Origin of the sequence: Streptomyces sp. NBC_01451 (genome assembly GCF_036227485.1) — a bacterium.
Classification (GTDB): Bacteria; Actinomycetota; Actinomycetes; order Streptomycetales; family Streptomycetaceae; genus Streptomyces.
In genome coordinates, this window is the sequence record NZ_CP109479.1 from 9516957 (window position 1) to 9534699 (window position 17743).

Consider the following 17743-nt stretch of genomic DNA (forward strand, 5'->3'; position numbering starts at 1 on the left):
GAGCACTGCTCTGTGGGCGCCGGTCAGATACGGTCGCGCTTGAGCCGAGTGCTTCGGGGGTTGTTGCGCTCGTCGGCGGCTACGCCGTGCGGGGAGACCGCGTCGATCGCGGCGATCACCTCCGACGTCGGTTCGATCGTCGCCGCAGCCGTGTTCTGCTCCAGATCGCGGCGACGTTTGGTGCCGGGGATGGGTACGACGTCCTGGCCGATCACCCATGGCAGGGCCAGCTGGGCGACGTCGGGGTCGTGTTGTGCGGCCTTGGTCGATACGTAGGCCTCCTGCTCCGGAGACCAATGCCGATGTGCACGACTCCAAGGCCGCCCGCGTTGCTGGAGAGGTTCATGGATCAGCCGGGCGGGCTGCTGAGGCTGGTAGGGGTCGACAGTGCCTACCAGGGTCCGGCGCAGGTGTTCGTCCGTCACGGACTCCGGATCGAGGTCGTGCGCCGCTGTGACGGGCAACGCGGATTTGTCGCACCGACTCTCAGGTGGGTCGTGGACATCTGCCAAGCGCAGGTGGTGCAGGCGGCAGGCGGCGTCCACGCTGATGACGGAGGTGTAGCCGCCGTCAACCAGGTGCTGCGGTGACTATTACGTCCCGGCCTGTTGACGCCTCATGGTTAACATCCTATCTTTCGTCGAGCCGCCATCGATCAGGTGAGTGGCATGTCCCCAAAGTAAGGCAAGTTAGCTGCATGGAGCCTGCTTGGGGCGTCATATTCATCCGATCAATGTGGTGTGCATTGACTTGCTTACTCGCTCCGTGAGGCGGCCTGTCGGGCACGCAGGAAGGCAGGAGCCATGGACGAGCGAGGCGCGGAGCACCTTCGGCGCAGGGACTTACTGAAAAGCATGGCAGCGGTCGGCGGGATGGCTGCGGCAGGCGGTCTCGGGGGTTCGCTCGTGACCGCGGGGACCGCCTCGGCGGCGACGGCGGGGAACCTTCAGGCGCTGCAGCAGAAGTTCGTGGACATGCGGTTCGGAATGTTCATCCACTACAACATGGGTACCTACCATGATGCCGAGTGGGTGTCGCCCGGCCGGGACCCCCTGTCCTTCAATCCGACCAAGCTCGACTGTGGTCAGTGGGCCGAGGCGGCGAAGTCGGCGAAGATGACCTACGCGATCCTCACCACCAAGCACCACGACGGCTTCTGCCTGTGGCCCACGAAACAGACGAGCTACAACGTCATGAACAGCTCGTACAAGAAGGACGTGGTGCGCAAGTACGTCGACGCCTTCCGGGCCGCGGGTGTGGAGCCGTGGATGTACTTCTCCATCTGGGACCGCAACCAGGGCATCGCCTCCGGTTCCGTCTCCCGGGCCGACATCGACTTCATCAAGGCGCAGCTCACCGAGCTGCTCGACGGCACCTACGGCACGATCCCGGTCATCGTCTTCGACGGCTGGGCCTGGCAGGCGGGGCATCGGCAGATCCCGTACGGGGAGATCCGCGAGCACATCAAGGCGATGCAGCCGGACATCCTCATCGTCGACATCAACGGCCACAGCGAGCCCTGGGAGCAGGACATCCTCTTCTACGAGGAGCCCCTGGGCGTCACCGCGCCGGCCAACAACACCTACGCCAGCTGCCAGGGACAGACCATCACCGGCGGCTGGTTCTGGCATCCCTCGACGCCGACCGCGACACCGCTGTCGGTGAGCAGCATCGTCGACAGACATCTGAAGGTGCTGGAGCCCATCAACTGCACCTTCATCCTCAACTGCCCTCCGAATCCGGACGGTTTGATGGACGCCAACATCGTGAACCGCCTTGCCGAGGTGGGTGCGGCGTGGGCCCCGAACACCTCCCGGCCGGCGCTGCCCGTGCAGAAGGACGTTCTGCTGCACGCGGTCACGCCGTCGGCTGTCACTGCCACCAGCGGCACCGCCGCCAACGCCGTGGACGGTCTGATCGACCACCCCAAGGGCACCAAGTTCCAGTCCCTGTGGCAGAGTTCGGGCTCGCTGCCCCAGTCCGTCACCCTTGACCTGGGCGCCACTTTCACACACCTCGACACCCTTGAATACCTGCCCCGGGAGGACAAGGACAGCGCCGGGGCGTATGTCACCACCGGCGACATCACCTCGTACGAGATCCACACCAGCACCGACGGCAGCACCTTCACCCGGGCCACGTCCGGCACCTGGGCAGGTGACAAGACCGTCAAGCAGGCCCGGTTCGGTGCAAGAAGCGCCCGGTATGTACGTCTGGTGGCCGTGAACACGGTCGGTGGCGGCATCGCCGTGGCCAGCGAGGTCAACTGCGGCGGCATCGCGGCGAAGCCGACCTCCTCCCTCACCACGCGGGTCCAGACCCCGGTCCTGCCGGGCAGTGGCAACTCCCTTTCCCTGACCCCGGAACTGGCTGCCCTCGACAACGGCGGCATGAAGCTGGAGAACAGCCCAGCGAACATCGGCTACTGGGCCAGCTCAAGCGACAACGCCACCTGGCGGGTCCGTTTCGATGCCCCCGGTACCTCCACGGTGACCGTCGGCGTGGCCGCGACCGCCGCCTCCCGGCTCGTCCTGGACGCGGGCATCGGCTCCGCCGCGATCGTTGTGCCCAGCACTGGTTCCTGGTCTACCTACACCACGGTCACCACCACGATCACCGTCCCCGAATCCGGCTACCGCATCGTCAGCCTGCGCCCCGACAAGTCCGTCACCTGGCAGTCGGTCAACGTCCGCGGCATCACTCTCACCCCGGGCGCCGACGGCGCGCTCTCCCTCACAGCCGCCACCGCCACTCTCACCGGCAGCGCGATCAAGCTGGAGAACGATCCGCCCGACATCGGCTACTGGACCAGCCCGAGCGCCATGGCCTCCTGGACCGTGACGTTCCCGGTCGCGGGCACCTATGCCGTACGAGCACGGGTCTCGGCCGGTTCCGGAGCCACCGCCTTCACCCTCGACACCGGCGCGGGCAGCACCACGGTGCCGGTGCCACGAACCTCCGGCTGGGGTGACTACACCACCGTCCAGGGCACAGTCACGGTCTCCGGCGCGGGCAGCCGAACAGTGGTGATCAAGCCGGCGAACGCGTCGACCTGGCAGGCCATGAACCTGCAGTGGGCCGACCTGAAGCTGTCCCAGTGACCTTGCGCTTTCACGAGACGAGCTGTCCGGTTGGCGTCCAACCTCCTGGACCGCCGCCGACGGTCAGAAGAACCTCTCTGCGGACGAGTCGGAATCGCTCTACGGCACAAGGGCGCGCACGTGAAGAAGGTTGTCCGCCAGGCCGACCAGTTGGAACGGGAGGGCTGGCTGTTGCTGGACGACGTGCGGCAGATTCGGCAGCGAGCGGTCCGCTTCGACGACTTCCAGTAGGGGGTGGATGCTGGTAGGGGGTGGTTCAGGTCGAGTCGTGTGCGGTGTGCCGCGCGGCACACCTGCGGGTCACAGGTGTGCCAGGGGAACACCGATCGTGCGGGACCCGAGGTAGCTCTGCGGGCCTTCCTGGCCGAGCTCGTGGCTCAGACCAGGCTTCTCGATGTCGCCGAACGGTGTCACCGGCACAGATGTACGACTGCGGGTCACCACCGCACGGGGACGCTACGTAGGCCGCCGACCACGAGTCCCTCGATGCGCTGGAGTTCCTCGGCCGGTACGGCCAGGTGGAGGGTCGGCAGCTTGCGCAGCAGGACCTCCAGGACGACCTGCAGCTCGGTGCGGGCCAGGGCCTGGCCGAGGCAGGAGTGCGGCCCGGCGCCGAAGGCGAGGTGGGGATTGGGGCTGCGCGTCAGGTCCATCTCGTCGGGGCGGTCGAAGACCCGCTCGTCGCGGTTGGCGGCGGGCAGTGGGCAGACGATGGTGCTGCCGCTCGGCACCTGCTCGCCGTTGACGTCGATGTCCTCGGTGAGGTAACGCCGCAGACCGAAGCTGACGTTGGCGTCGAACCGCAGGGCCTCCTCGACCGCGGTGCGCACCAGGGATGGCTCGTTCAGCAGCTCCTCCCAGCGGGTGCGGTCGGCCAGCAGCATCGCCATCATCTTGCCGATCATGTTCGTGGTGGTCTCGTGCCCGGCGACCAGCAGCGACATCGCCGTGCTCAGCAGCTCGACGTCGGACAGCCCTTCGCCTTCCGCTTCGCTCTCCTTGATCAGTATGCTGATCAGGTCGTCGCTCGGTGCCGCGCGATGGGTCTCGATGTGCTCGGACAGGTAACGGACGAATTCCGTCTGCGCCTTCTGGGTCTCCTCCCGGGAGAAGCGGGTGACGTTCAGGAACGCGTCGGACCAGTGGGAGAAGCGGTACCGATCGCCGACGGGGACGCCGAGGAGGTCGCAGATCACGTAGACCGGCAGGGGGAAGCCGAGCGCGGCCTTGAGGTCGCCGGGCTGTCCGTGCTCGACCATGTCGTCGATGAGGGTTTCCGCTATCAGTGCCATCCCGGGGCGCAATGCCGTCATGCGTTTGGCGGTGAAGTACCTGCCGACCTGCCGTCGCCACCGGAGGTGCGGCTCACCTTTGGTGGGAATGGCCATCTCGTGGCCACCGTCGACGGCGGAGCCGCTCGTTTCGGCCGGCGCGAGCCTGGCGGCGTTGTCTTGGGGGGTCGGGCGGACGAAACGGGGGTCGCTCAGCAGGCTCTTCACGTCGTCATAGCGCGTCAGGTAGACGGCCGTGTCCCCGCTGGGGAGCTCGACGGTGGCCACCGGGCACTCCTTGCGCAGACGCAGCCATTCGGCCGTCGGCTCCAGCGGGTGGTCGTCGCGGATGGGCAGACGGAGTACCTGATCGTTCTGGGACACTTGGCTCTCCTGGTGTGGGGAGGTGCTGCTTGCGGGGGAACAGCGGCCGCCGGACAAGGCGGCCGGTACAGGTGCCGGCCGAGGTTGCGGGGACGCGGCTGCGCGTGGGCTGGTGGGCTGTCCCGGCGTCGCCGTCTGGATGACGACGGCGACCGTGGCGTCGGAGCCTGGCGGAGTCCGCTGCCACACAGGACGAGCCGGCCGGACGGCTGGTGCTTGCGGTCGAGGGTCTTCCGAGGCGGTCGGTGTCCATGCGGCTCCCGGACAGCGCCCTGGCTCGGACCGTCTTTCCGGCCGGTGGGCCGCAGAAGGCGTGGGACGTCACGGTGACGCTGCCGTTGTGACGGATGCGCTTCGCCTTGACACCTTCGGAGCCGGTGGCCCGCTTCTCGCGGCCGATGCGGAGGTGGGCGGACGGGGTGGTGGCAGTCATGGCTGTGCTTCTTGCCGAACGTCACCAGAGTGCTTGTTCGGTACGGCGATGGCACAGATGATACGGACAGAGTGTCCACTTTGCTGGTGCTGTGTCGAAGTTGTTTATGTGAAAGCTCTGCGAATTTCGGACATGCCGTCCGGTATGATGAGCAAATGTTTACGACAGGCCAGGAGCCGAGGCGCCGGGACGCACGGCGTAACCGGGAGGCCATCTTGGATGCGGCCAGGGAGTTGTTCGCCGAGTCCGCAGACTTCCCGCTGTCCGAAGTGGCGCGGCGCGCCGGTGTGGGGCAGGGAACGCTGTACCGCAACTTCCCCGACCGTGCCGACCTTGCTGCCGCGGTGATGGCCGAGGAGGTCGAGCGGGTCGAGCGTTTGGCCGCCGAGCATGCTGAGGACCAGAGCGCGTTCTTCGTCGTCCTGCGCGATCTTGTCGAGCGCATGGTCCGCTCCCACGCCCTGCGTGATCTCGCGCGGCGGGATCCAGTTGTCGGTCCAGCGGCGGCGGCGGCCAAAGAGCGCTTCGCCGAGATCGTCAAAGGTCCGCTGCGCGAGGCGAAGGCGGCTGGTCTGCTGCGGCGCGACCTGACGGTCGACGACGTGTTCCTGCTCGCCTCCATGATCAAGGGCGCGCTGGACGGGGTGGAAGACCCGGTTGTTCGCGCCACTGCGGCTACCCGCGCACTCACCCTGGCATTGGAGGGGGCGGCGCCGACACGTCCGCCCTTCGAGCGGCCGGGTGCGGGGAGACGAGCCAAGCGCTCCTGAACCCTCAACGGGGTTCGTTCTGCGGCGTGGGGGAGTATGCGGGTCACCGCGAGCGGGGCGATGGCGTCGATCTTGATGTCGTACGGGGCGCCCTCCGGTGCGAGGACCCGGGTGAGGCCGATCAGGCCGGCCTTGGCCGTGCTGTAGTTGCTCTTGCTCGTCGAACCCAGTGTGCCGACGATCGAGGTGGTGTGGACCACACGGCCGTAGCCCTGCTCCCACATGGCGGTCCAGGCGTGCCTGGTCACGTGGAACGCTCTCTTGAGACGCACGTCGACGATCGGGTCGAGCAGGTCTGGGGCCACGTCGGAGAACGGCCTGTCGTGCAGGATCTCCGCGTTGTTGACGAGGATGTCGACGCGGCCGTAAGTGTCGACCGTGGTATGCACGATCCCCTCGCCGCCCTCAGGGGTGGCGACGCTGTGTGTGTCGGCCACTGCCTCGCCACCCTGGTCGCGGATCTCGCAGGCGACGGCCTTGGCCGGGTCGGCGTCGGCGTCCCCGCCCGTGACGGAGCCGTCGAGGTCGTCGACCCCCAGGCGCGCTGCGGGAGGCCAGCAGCAACGCGTGGTGGCGGCCGAGCCCGCCCCCGTGCGGTGACGATGGCGACTTGGCCGTTGAACCGGAGGTCTGCATGGCGTCTCCCCAGTGGTGGGCATTCGTTTCGGGTCTCATGTGGGAACCTTGGGGAAGTCAAGCGGCGGCTGTGTCGGCGTGTGCCGCTTGACTCCCGGCCAGTGGCCGCGGTGAGGGCACGTCAGGCGCGCGGGGTCTTCGGTGCCGGCCGCGGTCGCGAGCACAGCGACCCTGCCGCTTCACTCGTCGTTCACGTGGATCGCTGCGGCCGGGCAGACCAGGGCCGACTCGCGGACCGCGTAGTGCTGTTCTGGTGTCGGCGTCTCGTCCAGCAGAACCACGACGCCGTCGTCGTCGCGTTGGTCGAAGATCTCGGGCGCGAGCAACACGCATTGTCCTGCGGCGACGCACTTGTCGGCCTCGACAGTCACCTTCATCAGATCATCTCCCAAGAAATCGAGGTGGTTGGCTGTCCTCGTCTGGCTCATCGCCCGCGAGGTGTGTGTGGGGGCCACTGCCCGAGGCGTTGTCGGCCTCGCTGTTCTAGGTCACCGCACGGGCTCTTCTCTCACCAGGTCACGGGTAGTTCGTACAGCCCATAGATGGTCGCGTCGTCCTTGAACTGGAGTTCGTCCGCAGGCACGGCGAGGCGCAGCCCGGGTACGCGCCGGAACAGGGTGTCGAAGACGATCTCCAGTTCCAGCCGGGCCAGACTCTGGCCGAGGCACTGGTGCGGGCCGTACCCGAACGCGAGATGGTGCCGTGCGCCGCGTTCGACGTCCAGCTCGTCGGGATTGTCGAACACCTCCGGGTCCCGATTGCCCGTATTGCTCAGCCCGATCACGCCGTCGCCCGCGCGGATGATCACTCCGCCGAACTCGATGTCCTCGGCGGCGACGCGCGGGTTGGCGAACTCGGCAATGGTGAAGTATCGCAGCAGTTCCTCGACCGCGTTCGGCGTCTTCGCGGGGTCCTCGCGGATGGCGGCGAGGAACTCGGGTTGCTCGATGAAGGAGAGCGTGCTCAGCGAGATCATATTCGCGGTCGTCTCGTGTCCCGCGATGAGCAGCACGAACGCCAGGCTCACCAGGTCGTCACGGTTGCTGGTCTTCTCGAGTTGGCGGCTGAGCAGGTCGTCGCCCGGTTCCTTCTCCTTACGGGCAATCAGTTCGACCAGGTAGGAGCGGAGTTCCGTGATGCAGGCGAAGCGCTTCTCCATCGGAGCGGTGCGCCGTTGCATCTCGGTCGCCCGGGTCTGGAAGAAGTCGTGGTCGCCGTAGGGGACTCCGAGTAGCTCGCAGATCACCAGTGACGGCACGGGCAAGGACAGCGCCTGTACGAGGTCGGCCGGGCGCGGGCCGGCGAGCATGGCGTCGATGTGCTCGTCCACGATCTGCTGGACGCGTGGGCGGAGTGCGTTCATCCGCTTGACAGTGAACTCGCCGACCACCGCCCGGCGAGCGGGACCGTGCTCGGGCGGGTCCAGGCTCAGGATGGAGGTCTTGACGTTTCCGTGCCGGTGCCCCTGCGCGTTCGTGGTGGGGAAGGTGGGGTGGGTTCGGTCCGAGCTGAACCGTGTGTCGGCCAGCATGGCGCGGATGTCCTCGTGACGCGTGAGTACCCAGACCTCGTGGCCGTTGGGCAGCCGCACCTTCGAGACGGGCGCCTGCTCACGCAGCCGGAGATGCTCCTCCGGCGGCGCGTAGGGGCACGTCCTGGTGACGGGGATTTCGGTGGGAGTGGTCATGTGGTGTTCCGATCTCGTGTGCTGTCTGCGGACGGACTTCGGGCGGTGTCGGGCGGTTCGGTTCACCACAGTGGCGACGGGCGCCGCGCGAGCCCGGTCGGTGGACATGGTGGTGGGGTGGGGGGTGCCTCGCCCGTGGGCTTCTCGGCCACGGGCGAGGAGGTCGAGCGCGTCGGCGTGCTGCTCGGCTTGGTCAGCGGGCCGGTGCGGCAGAGCGCGTCTGCGCGCCGGGCGCGTCGCGCGACAGGTCGCGAATGACTCGTACGCGCCCCGGACCGTCGCATCCACCTCGTCCGACCCCGTCGGCGGAATCTCCGAGTCCGCCGGGCCGGTCGCAGTCATGGCCGCTTTCCACGCCGATGGTCATCGGATTGGTTGGTTCGACGCCCGGACCGAACCGGACTGCTTGTTCGGCACTTCGATGATATCGGCGATCTGGACAAGCTGTCCATTTAATTGGCGAATTGGCTAACAGGTAGAGCTAGAGTCTCTTCAGTAAATGGATAAGTCGTCCGTATTGGCGAAATTTCGTTACGGTAGGCCGGGAGCCGGGACACTCGGCGCACCCGGGAGGCGATCCTGGAGGTGAGCGGGGAGCCGCCGAGAGGCGCGGGTGGGGGCGGTGGTATCGGTGTGCGTGAGTGCCACGTCGTCGCTACGACCGGGCGAGATGGCTTCGATGAGGGCGTGGGTGACGTCCAGTCGTCGCAGGCGGGTCTGCTTGGGCATGTTCCAGCCGAGCAGGCCGGTGACCGTTCCGCCCCGGAGGTAGTGGGCGACAAAGCGGCGATGTCCGAAGTCGCCCTCGACGACGTCTACCTCCGCGTCGGCCGACGGGACTCCGTGCACTTGGAGCCTGGCGTCGTACTGGTCTGTCCAGAAGTACGGCACGGGCCGGTAGGGCACGTCCGCGCCGAGGATGTTCTGCGCGACGACTCCGGCCTGTTCGGTGGCGTTGGTGCGGTTCTCCAGGCGCATCGTGGTGCCGAGGCGGTCGTGGTGCCAGCGGGCGACGTCCCCGACGGCGTAGACGCCGTCCGCGGCGCGGCAGTGGGAGTCGCAGACGAGGCCGTCGTTCAGTGTCAGTCCGCTGCCATCCAGCCAGTTGGTCGCCGGGGCGGCTCCGATGGCGACCACGACCGTGTCGGCCGGCAGTACGTCGCCGGTCACCAGCCGTATGCCGGTCACCCGCCCGTCTCGGGAGGTGAGCTCCGCGACGCCCGAGCCGAGCCGCAGGTGCACCCCGTGTTCGGTGTGCAGGTCGGCGAGCAGACCTGCGACCACGGGACCGACCTGCCCTGCCATCGGGGCGGACAGGGGGCCTACGAGGGTGACGGCGACGCCCAGCGTCCGTGCGGTGGCGGCGATCTCGCAGCCGAGTACTCCCTCTCCCACCACGACCAGGCGAGAGGACGCCCGCAGGCTCGCCCGCAGCGCCAGGGCGTCGTTCAGGGTGCGCAGCACGTGAACACCGGTCAGCCCGTCCTGTCCCGGCAATCTCCTGGGCAGTGCTCCCGTGGCGACCACCACGGCATCGGCCCGCAGGAGACGTCCGGACGCGGTATGGACGGTGCGTGTGTCCGGCTCCAGGGCCGTGGCCGGATCTCCGAGTATGAACTCCGCTTCCAGCGCCTTGAGCGCGGACTCGGGGCGCAGCTGGATCCGGTCCGGGAACCAGGAGCCGGAGAGGACCTGCTTGGACAGCGGGGGCCGGTCGTACGGCAGGTGCGGTTCTTCTCCGAGCACGGTGAGTCTGCCCCGGTAGCCGTGGCGCCGCAGCGCCTCCGCGGTGGCGAGTCCGGCGGCGCAGGCGCCGACGACCAGCACGTGGTTTGGCGGATACATGTCTGTCGTCCAGTTCGTGTGGGGGCCGGGCGGACGTCGGCCGCTTCGTTGACTGTTGCGGAGAGTGCCGCGGGCCTGGGAGCGAGAGTCGGGAACCGACGGCGGTTGCGGTCGGGCACGCCTCTCAGGGAGCCTGGGGATGGCGGGGCCCAGCCCCGGAGGAACGGTTTGTGACGGGGCGGAGCCCGTCAGATGCCCGGTACGCGCAGGAGCTTGTCGGCCACTGCCTTGGGCTCGCTGATCATCTGGTCATGGCCGGTGCCGATGTCCCGGAAGCGGACGGCCTCACGGATTTCGGCGGCGCCGGGGTCGTTCAGTCGGCGGTCCAGCCGGACAGTGCGGGGTTGTGGCCTCGCGGTATCGCCCGGAGCGCTGCCTCGTGCTCAGGGCGCAGCTTCTGGTCGAAGCACAGGAAAGGGCGGGGGTGAGCTTCGGTGTCATCCAGGCGACGTCGTCGGGCTCGATGACGCCGTGGTGAGGGGTCCGTTCGTCGTCGAGGTGGCGGACGAGCCCGACGCCGTCGACCACCTGGGCCTCGGCCCGGCTGGTCACCATCGACTGAGCGGCGGCGTCGGCGAGGCTCATGCCGTTCCAGGGTGCCGCTGCGTCGAGATGGGCGAGGTGCTTGATGCGGTCGGCGGCGCGGGCGGCGATGGAGGTGATGACCATGCCGCCGTAGCGGTGGCCCCCCAGGACCACGTCGTGCAGGACCTGGATGATGCCGTTGACGCGGAGGTCGAAGTCGAGGTCGATGTCGGGGCTGAGCAGATGGGACTGCTCGGCGAGGCCGGTCGAGGTGCGGGCCGTGCGTCCGGCCGTCTGTAGGAGAGGTGTGACGTCCTGGTGGCATAAGCCGCCGTGGACGAGGACGTACGTGGTCATCGCCTTGTCTTTCCGTCTGTTTGCCGGTGGGGGTGCGGACGGGTGGTCACCGTCGACGGGGACGGAAGGGAGTGCGGCACGTGGGTTCGGGTGAGCGGCCGCGGCCCATCGGGGGATGGTGTCCTGAAGGCCGCACGGACACAATATTAAATCACTCATGTGATTTAAATAAGAGGGGGCGTTTTTCTCGTCGGTCGTGTTGGGCCCCGTGCCGTTGGAGTGTCGACCAGATGTCGTCGGTCAGCGGTGGCGCCGACCGCGGTGCGGGTCTGCTCGATCTCCTTGACGGCTGAGGTCGCATCCTCGGCGTCGAGGATGGCGGCGAAGACCCTCGCCCCTCCGTCGGGAAGGCCAGGGCGGTGGCGAGGTGAGGTGGGGGCGTCGAGTCCGTGTGCTGTCGGCGTGTGGGGGTGTCGAGGTGATGCACCTGGGCAGGGGCCGGGCTGACGGGCTGTTCGTCCCATGTGGTGGGTGTTTCAGGTGCCCTCACGTCTTGGGAACGGTACCGTTCATCGGAACGGCCGAGCCTGTGATGCTGTGCCGGGTCGGCTCCACGGTGATGGGTTGCGAGCGACGCGGGATGAAGGCGGCGACGGCCAGGGAGACCAGGGCGGCTGCGCCGCCGATGGCCATGACCAGCTTGAAGCCGTTCTCGGAGGGCAGTGCCTGGCCGACGAAGTCGGTCGTCATGCCGGTGAGGACGACGCCGGCGACGGCGCTGGCGACAGACGAACCGATGGCCCGCATCAAGGTGTTGAGGCTGTTGGCGGCGGCCGTGTCGGACGTGTCGACGGCGTCCATGATGAGCGCGGGCATCGCTCCGTAGGCGAAGCCGATGCCAGCGCCGATGATGCAGGAGATGACGATGAGCTGCCAGACCTCGGACATCATGACGAGACTCAGGCCGTAGCCGCAGGCGACGATCACGGCACCGATCATCAGCGTGGTCTTCGGGCCCCGGGTCTTGGTGATGGCCGCGGACGCCGATGCGATGAGGATCAGCATCAGACCCTGGGGAGCCAGGACCAGGCCCGCGGTCAGCATGGACCGGCCCAGGCCGTACCCCGTCTGGGTCGGCATCTGTAGCAGCTGAGGCATGACCAGGGAAGTGGCGAACATCGAGAAGCCGAAGGTGATCGAGGCGATGTTGGTCAGCAGGACCTGGCGGCGGGCGGTGGTACGCAGGTCGACCAGCGGCTGACTGACGCGCAGTTCGAACAAGCCCCACAGGGCCAGGACGACCACGGCGGTGGTGAACAGGCCGAGCGTGGTGCTGCTGCTCCACTCCCAGTCACCTCCCTTGGAGATCGCCAGCATCAGACAGACGAGTCCGGCCGCGAGGCCGGCGCCACCCACCAGGTCGAACCGTCCGCCGGTGCGGACCTCTGACTCCGGGACGACCAGCAGGACGAGGGCGAGCCCGATGGCTCCCAGGCTGAACGAGGTCCAGAACAGAGCGTGCCAGTCGAAGTTGTCGGCGATGACGGCGGCGAGCGGCAGTCCGAGCGCGGCGCCGACGCCGATCGAGGCGCTCATGACGGCGGTGGCGGTGGTGAGCTTCTCCGCCGGCAGTTCGTCGCGCATGAGGCTGAGGCCCAGCGGCACGACGCCGGCCGACAGGCCCTGCAGCGCGCGCCCGACGACCATGGGGGGCAGGGAGTCGGAGACCGCGCACAGTACGGAGCCGGCCAGCAGCAGGGCGGTGCTGAGCACCAGCATGCGGCGTTTGCCGTACATGTCGCCGAGGCGGCCCGCAATCGGGGTGGCGACCGAGGCGGCCAGCAGAGTGGCGGTGACCGCCCAGGTGGCGTCCGAGGCTGAGGCGTGCAGCAGTGTCGGCAGCTTGGGGACGATCGGGATCACCAGGGTCTGCGTCGCTGCGATCACGATCCCGGCGAAGGCCAGCACCGCCGTAATGACGTTGGGGTTCGGCGGAAGCGACTTCCCGCTGTTGGCGGGCTGGGCGAGGAGATCGGGCATGACGGACGGCCTCCGGGTGGAGTCTGCGGCGAGCAGAATGTATTAACTCAATCGAGTGAGTTAAATGGACTGTAGCAGGGCTCCACCGGGAGGGTCGTGTCCTCGGACCGGAGCACGGACCGGCAACGGTCGCCCTGCGCGTGGCGGGTCCCCTCGGCGGACCGGTCGTCGATCCGCCGGTCATTAGACTTCCGGTCTGCCCTCGCTCCGTGAGGGGCTTGCGTGGGCTTTGAGGGACCGGTCGTCGCAGGGTGCTCCATGGTCCCGATGAGGTGGTGAACGTGTCCGGCAGGAGGGTGCGTGCGGAGCAGATCGAGGCGACCCGGGGGGCCATCCTGGACGCGGCGGAGCGGTTGTTCGCCGAGCTCGGCGTGCACACGGTCTCCAACCGTCAGATCGCCATCGCCGCGGAGCAGGGCAATACCGGTGCCGTCGGCTACCACTTCGGCACGAAAGCCGACCTGGTCCGCGCCATCGCCCACCGGCACATGGCCGCCATCGAGGAGATCCGCGACCGCATGACGGTCGAGACCGGCGACCTCACCAGCACTCGGCACTGGGCGGCGAACATGGTGCGACCGATCACCGAGCACCTGGCCAGCCTGGGGGTACCCACGTGGTTCGCCCGGTTCAATGCCCAGGTGTCGGCCGATCCCGGCCTGTTCGAGATCGTGACCCAGGACTCCCTGCTGCTTTCGATGACGCAGGAGCTGAAGAATGCCCTCGACCGGCTCCTCCCCGATGTGGCGCCTGAGGTCATCGCCGTACGCGTGCTCATGACGCGGCATCTGCTGGTGCAGATGTGCGTCGAGACGGAACGGGCCCTTGCGGAGGGCTCCAGCCTGGCCCGCCTCAACTGGAACGACACAGCGGACGACCTGATCGACGTGATCGTCGCACTGCTGGAGGCGCCCGCACGCTGAAGACCACCCGCCTTCTCGCGCGCATCGCCGCAGCCTGGCAGGTCTGCGCTCTCGTTGCCGTGGATCGGTGAAATCGCACCCCCGGCACATGCTCGACGCGTCGGCGCAACGGAAAACAGCGGCAGGCGATGCAGGTCTTCCGTCGTTTCGGACCGGATACGAGTGCGGGGGCAGTCCAGGGCATCCTCGCTGTCGCCGCGGACAGCCAGCCAGGCCCCGTCAACCTGAGCAATTCCGACGAGACCACGGTCTTGGCATACGTGGCCGAGCCGCCCGGCACACGACCTCGACGCCCGGATGCTCGCGAAGCCATGCTGGGGTGCTGCCCGCACCGGTGTCGAGCGTGAAGGCGGTGGCGCCGTAACCAGCCGAGACCCAACAGGCCGGCCTGCCCGTCCAAAACGGTGATGCCAGCGCGCGAGCGCGCTGATGGCCCGTCCGCCGTGCCGAGTGGATGCGTGGTTCCACGGCTCCGGGAGCGCGCTGTTCCCAGACCGGGATTCTGGCTACCGGCCTGGGGTGGGGAGGGCATCGAGTGGGATGAGCGCGGTCGGGATCACGTTGGTCCAGGGTCAGCGGGGCCCGAGGCGGAGAGTGCGGTGTCGGCCGGTGGTGACGAGTTGGGCGGCTGCGGAGAGCATTCGTGGTCGCAGGCGTCGGCCGGGGTTCCCGAAGTCGGACCCTGTCGGCGCGAGCGAGCATCGAGATCCGGGCCGACAGGTCCCGTACGAGCCGGGACGATCTCCGGTCAGCCCTGGCCCAGCGCCACGTCGCGAAGGGGGAGTCTCGGGCCGGGGGCCCACGCTGCACGGAGGCGGCATTCGGCGCGGGCCCGACGGAGGTGTCGCGGTTGTAGTGCGGCGACCGGGGTGTTCTTGGCGTTGGTGGCGAAGCAGCCGCACCCCGTCGGCGCCGGTGAACCGTAACGGGACGCCCTGGGTAAGCGCGCTCTTTGCTGACGATCAGCCGTATGTATTCCTTGGGCCGGCCGGTCAGGCGGTCGCCACCAATGGTTCACGAGCACCTCACCCCCCGCTGGACCCTGCCGTGACCCTAGATCACGGTCACGCCGGTCACGAAGGTCGTCACGCTTCGAGCGGGAAGCGTGGAGGTGAAGGACCCGTTAGACACGCCGGTCGTGCCCTGGGGCGCGACGTTCCGGCTCGCGTCGGTCAGCCAGGACGAGACGCTGGACACTGTGCCGTTCGCCAGGGTGAACTGCTGGCTCACCGAAGTGGTCCCCTTGTTGAGGGCAACGACGACGACCGTGGACGTACCGCCCAGATATGCCGAGACGTAGAGGTTCGACGCGGGGTTGGCCGTCGCCTCGATCCGCGCGTATCCGGGGCGGACGAACCTGGCGAAGTGCGCCATGCTGGCGCCGCGCTTGCTGAGCTGCCCGTCCTCCCGCAGAGGGCCGTAGCTGCGCCGGATGTACCACCAGATGTACGCCTGGAACTCGGCGTCCACCATGGCGTGGTGGACGTGCTCCCCCACGTCGAGCGCTTGTGGCCAGAGGTCCGCCGAATCGCTGCTGTTGGGGTAGTAGACCTCGGTCATCCAGAGTTCTTTGCCCACGCCCTTTGTCTTGAAGAGGGGATAGGGGAAGTCCGCGAGCGCCGTGCCGTAGAGGTGGGTCCCGATGATGTCCACGTTGGCGAGCGCCGTGGAGTCGTTGAGGATCGGGTCCGAAATGTTCTTCCGGTACTGGAAGGACTCGGGCGCGATGACCCTGGTGCCGATCGAGCCGGCATTCTCCCGCAGGAAACGGAGCATTTCGGCGGGAGTCCACCACGTCCAGTCCTGAGCGTAGTCGGGCTCGTTCTGCACGGATATGCCGTACAGGTTCACCCCGTTGTTCCGCATGAACGTGTTGAAGTCGTTGAGGTGTTGGGCATAGGCGCCGTACATGGTGTACCTGAGGCGTTTCGCGTCCGTCTCAGTGCCGCGGACGAAGGTCTCGACCATGGAAGCGGGCGGATTCCACGGCGAGGCGAAGACGGTCGCCCCGAGCTCGGTCGCGCGCTTTGCCGTCGCCAGGTCACGGCTCCAGTCCGCCTGGTTCTCGGGAACGGGGATCCTCAGCACGGAGAGTCCCAGGCGGCCCTCACCGGTGCCGAACGCCGTGTCCCGCTGGGCGGCTGTCAGGTCGCCTATCCAGGCCGTGTGGGTCATCCCGCCGAAGCCCCGAATCGTCTGCCGCCGCGCCGACGGGTCGATGACCGCCGAGGCGGCAGCCGTCGTGGCTGCGGCTTCCGAAGCCCTGGCGGTCGGTGTCGTGGCCGTGAGGACCGGCAGGGTGCCTAAGGTTGCCAGGACGGTTCTCCGGCTCGGCGATCTCCACTCGCTGCTCACGGGTTCGTTCCGATCCTGCGTCATGTCTCCTCCTCTTGGTCGACGGTGCTGATCTACCCTCAACGAGGCGAGTGGGAGCGCTCCCACTCGCGAGAAGGGCTACGCGCTGGTCTTGTTCGGAGGGTCTCGTTCGGAGGGGAGGTGCTGTGGGGCGTTGCCTCAAACTGCCCTTGGCGGCTTGGGGAGCCGCCCCTGTCGTTCGGTATTGCGAGCGGCATGCAAGATTTCGCATCCTTGGTAGGTCGGCAAATTAACGACTGCCGCTCGTCATCGCAAGGCCTGGCGCGCGACGGAGTGCGGGCGGAATGGTCCGCACCGAACGCGGCGAAGCACCAACAAGGATGGCCGACCGCGTCGCAAGTCGGACCTTCAAGAGTTGCCGACCTCGGCGCCTGGTCTGGATCCACGAGACGGCATCAGCCTCTTCGAAGCCGACCTCGCGGACCGCCTTCCCTACCTGGAGCGGTGGCCTTGCCGTTGACGGTGAGGCCGGTGGCGCTGAAGTGGGCCGTCAGGTCCACTGTCCGTTCCGGGCGGAACGGAACCCGAACGTCCCGGACTTGCCGCTCCTCAGGTTCACGGTACCGGCGCCGGCTGTGCCTGAGAGTAGGTGGCGGTGTGATGTCGGAGAGGTTGGCCTTGTCGGCCTCGAACAGTGTGACGTTCTGGACGACAGCGTCCGTGTACTGGAATTCGATCTTGGTGGAGGTGTCGCCGTCTAGCTGCATGTACACGTTTGTCGTGCCCTGGGCAGTTCCTTGGGCTTCGCGCAACCCGCCTTTGCCATCAGGTGGGTTCATCAGGCGCGAGGGCGGGCGCACCGGCCATCAGGCGGTGATTTCCGTGAACGCGTACGTGACGGCGGTGCCTTCGTGGACGAAGACTGGGATGTGTTCCAGTGGCGCGGGAGCGGCGAGCGTGGTGTCGCCCTCGTGGAGTTCGCCGGTGACGGTGTCGGTCCAGCGCGCGCAGGCCGGGAGGTAGACGGTGGGGCTGCGGACTCCGGCCGCGGCGATCGGCGCGACGAGGATGTCGGGTCCGAGGAGGAACTGGTCGTCGACGGTCCCAGGCGTGCGCGTACTCGGGCTAGTCGAAGAACAGGGGACACATCACCGGCGCCCCGGTGCGGTGTGCCTGTTCGGACAGTTCCAGCAGACAGGGGTGAAGCCGCTCGCGCAGCCGCAGGTGTGCGGTCAGGATCGGGTGGGCCTGGTGTCCGTAGGACCAGACCTCGTACGGTCCGCCGGTCATGTCCGCGGAGTAGGTGGCCTGGCGGCGCCGGTCAGGCTCACGGGGCCACCGCCGGCCGCCCTGCCCACCGTCATCGCGATCGACTTGCTCAGTCGCCCTCGACGAGGTCGGCAGGGTCGAGTACCTGCGGCATGTACGCCTGGTACTCCGGCTGGAAGACCACGTTGGGTCCGGTCGAGCAGGGCCTCGCCCTGTCCGGCAGGTGTACGGAGGCCGTTTCGCAAG

13 protein-coding genes and 1 pseudogene are annotated in these 17743 nt (G+C 67.8%); 3 read left to right on the plus strand and 11 right to left on the minus strand.

Annotation, left to right across the window (positions count from 1 at the left end; genetic code table 11):
- Nucleotides 1–23 precede the first annotated feature (23 nt).
- The gene (locus OG595_RS42115) at nt 24–464 is read right to left on the minus strand and encodes an aldo/keto reductase (protein WP_329281660.1); all 441 of its coding nucleotides are present in this window, start codon (nt 462–464) and stop codon (nt 24–26) included.
- A 390-nt stretch (nt 465–854) separates the two neighbouring features.
- Between OG595_RS42115 and OG595_RS42120 the strand changes: the two genes are divergently transcribed.
- Entirely contained in the window at nt 855–3101 is a 2247-nt protein-coding gene (locus tag OG595_RS42120) for an alpha-L-fucosidase (RefSeq protein WP_329281662.1), read from the plus strand.
- Between the two features lie 437 nt (nt 3102–3538).
- Here OG595_RS42120 and OG595_RS42125 read toward each other — a convergent pair whose 3' ends face one another.
- On the minus strand, nt 3539–4756 hold the full coding sequence (locus OG595_RS42125; protein ID WP_329281664.1) for a cytochrome P450: 1218 nt from the start codon (nt 4754–4756) through the stop codon (nt 3539–3541).
- A 648-nt stretch (nt 4757–5404) separates the two neighbouring features.
- On the opposite strand from OG595_RS42125, the gene OG595_RS42130 reads away from it, so the two are divergent.
- The gene (locus tag OG595_RS42130) at nt 5405–5959 is read left to right on the plus strand and encodes a helix-turn-helix domain-containing protein (RefSeq protein WP_329281666.1); all 555 of its coding nucleotides are present in this window, start codon (nt 5405–5407) and stop codon (nt 5957–5959) included.
- A 53-nt stretch (nt 5960–6012) separates the two neighbouring features.
- Here OG595_RS42130 and OG595_RS45525 read toward each other — a convergent pair.
- The 6 genes and pseudogenes from OG595_RS45525 to OG595_RS42155 all read right to left on the minus strand — a co-directional run.
- A pseudogene (locus OG595_RS45525) lies at nt 6013–6618 on the minus strand (SDR family NAD(P)-dependent oxidoreductase); the annotation flags it as partial.
- 156 nt (nt 6619–6774) lie between these two features.
- Nucleotides 6775–6972, minus strand: a complete 198-nt coding sequence (locus tag OG595_RS42135; protein WP_329281668.1) for a ferredoxin — start codon at nt 6970–6972, stop codon at nt 6775–6777.
- A 131-nt stretch (nt 6973–7103) separates the two neighbouring features.
- A complete protein-coding gene (locus tag OG595_RS42140) occupies nt 7104–8282 on the minus strand; it encodes a cytochrome P450 (protein WP_329281669.1) in 1179 nt (392 codons plus the stop codon).
- 531 nt (nt 8283–8813) lie between these two features.
- The gene (locus OG595_RS42145; protein ID WP_329281671.1) at nt 8814–10127 is read right to left on the minus strand and encodes an NAD(P)/FAD-dependent oxidoreductase; all 1314 of its coding nucleotides are present in this window, start codon (nt 10125–10127) and stop codon (nt 8814–8816) included.
- 285 nt (nt 10128–10412) lie between these two features.
- Nucleotides 10413–11009, minus strand: a complete 597-nt coding sequence (locus OG595_RS42150; RefSeq protein WP_329281672.1) for an alpha/beta hydrolase — start codon at nt 11007–11009, stop codon at nt 10413–10415.
- A gap of 486 nt (nt 11010–11495) precedes the next feature.
- On the minus strand, nt 11496–12989 hold the full coding sequence (locus OG595_RS42155; protein ID WP_329281674.1) for an MFS transporter: 1494 nt from the start codon (nt 12987–12989) through the stop codon (nt 11496–11498).
- A gap of 281 nt (nt 12990–13270) precedes the next feature.
- On the opposite strand from OG595_RS42155, the gene OG595_RS42160 reads away from it, so the two are divergent.
- Nucleotides 13271–13912, plus strand: coding sequence for a TetR/AcrR family transcriptional regulator (locus OG595_RS42160; RefSeq protein ID WP_329281675.1), 642 nt, complete (start codon nt 13271–13273; stop codon nt 13910–13912).
- Nucleotides 13913–14965: 1053 nt separating this feature from the next.
- Here the strand turns inward: OG595_RS42160 and OG595_RS42170 are convergent.
- The 3 genes from OG595_RS42170 to OG595_RS42180 form a co-directional block, all read right to left on the minus strand.
- Complete coding sequence (locus tag OG595_RS42170) at nt 14966–16291, minus strand: glycoside hydrolase family 30 beta sandwich domain-containing protein (protein ID WP_329281676.1); 1326 nt, start codon at nt 16289–16291, stop codon at nt 14966–14968.
- An 803-nt stretch (nt 16292–17094) separates the two neighbouring features.
- On the minus strand, nt 17095–17298 hold the full coding sequence (locus tag OG595_RS42175; protein WP_329283601.1) for a hypothetical protein: 204 nt from the start codon (nt 17296–17298) through the stop codon (nt 17095–17097).
- 55 nt (nt 17299–17353) lie between these two features.
- On the minus strand, nt 17354–17518 hold the full coding sequence (locus OG595_RS42180) for a hypothetical protein (protein ID WP_329281678.1): 165 nt from the start codon (nt 17516–17518) through the stop codon (nt 17354–17356).
- Nucleotides 17519–17743 lie beyond the last annotated feature (225 nt).

Excerpts from the sequence above, each read along its gene's own strand:
- OG595_RS42140 (WP_329281669.1), bottom strand. The coding sequence starts at position 8,282 with ATGACCACTCCCACCGAAATCCCCGTCACCAGGACGTGCCCCTACGCG.
- OG595_RS42170 (WP_329281676.1), bottom strand. The coding sequence starts at position 16,291 with ATGACGCAGGATCGGAACGAACCCGTGAGCAGCGAGTGGAGATCGCCG.
- OG595_RS42150 (WP_329281672.1), bottom strand. The coding sequence starts at position 11,009 with ATGACCACGTACGTCCTCGTCCACGGCGGCTTATGCCACCAGGACGTC.
- OG595_RS42180 (WP_329281678.1), bottom strand. The coding sequence starts at position 17,518 with ATGACCGGCGGACCGTACGAGGTCTGGTCCTACGGACACCAGGCCCAC.
- OG595_RS42155 (WP_329281674.1), bottom strand. The coding sequence starts at position 12,989 with ATGCCCGATCTCCTCGCCCAGCCCGCCAACAGCGGGAAGTCGCTTCCG.
- OG595_RS42135 (WP_329281668.1), bottom strand. The coding sequence starts at position 6,972 with ATGAAGGTGACTGTCGAGGCCGACAAGTGCGTCGCCGCAGGACAATGC.
- OG595_RS42120 (WP_329281662.1), top strand. The coding sequence starts at position 855 with ATGGCAGCGGTCGGCGGGATGGCTGCGGCAGGCGGTCTCGGGGGTTCG.
- OG595_RS42145 (WP_329281671.1), bottom strand. The coding sequence starts at position 10,127 with ATGTATCCGCCAAACCACGTGCTGGTCGTCGGCGCCTGCGCCGCCGGA.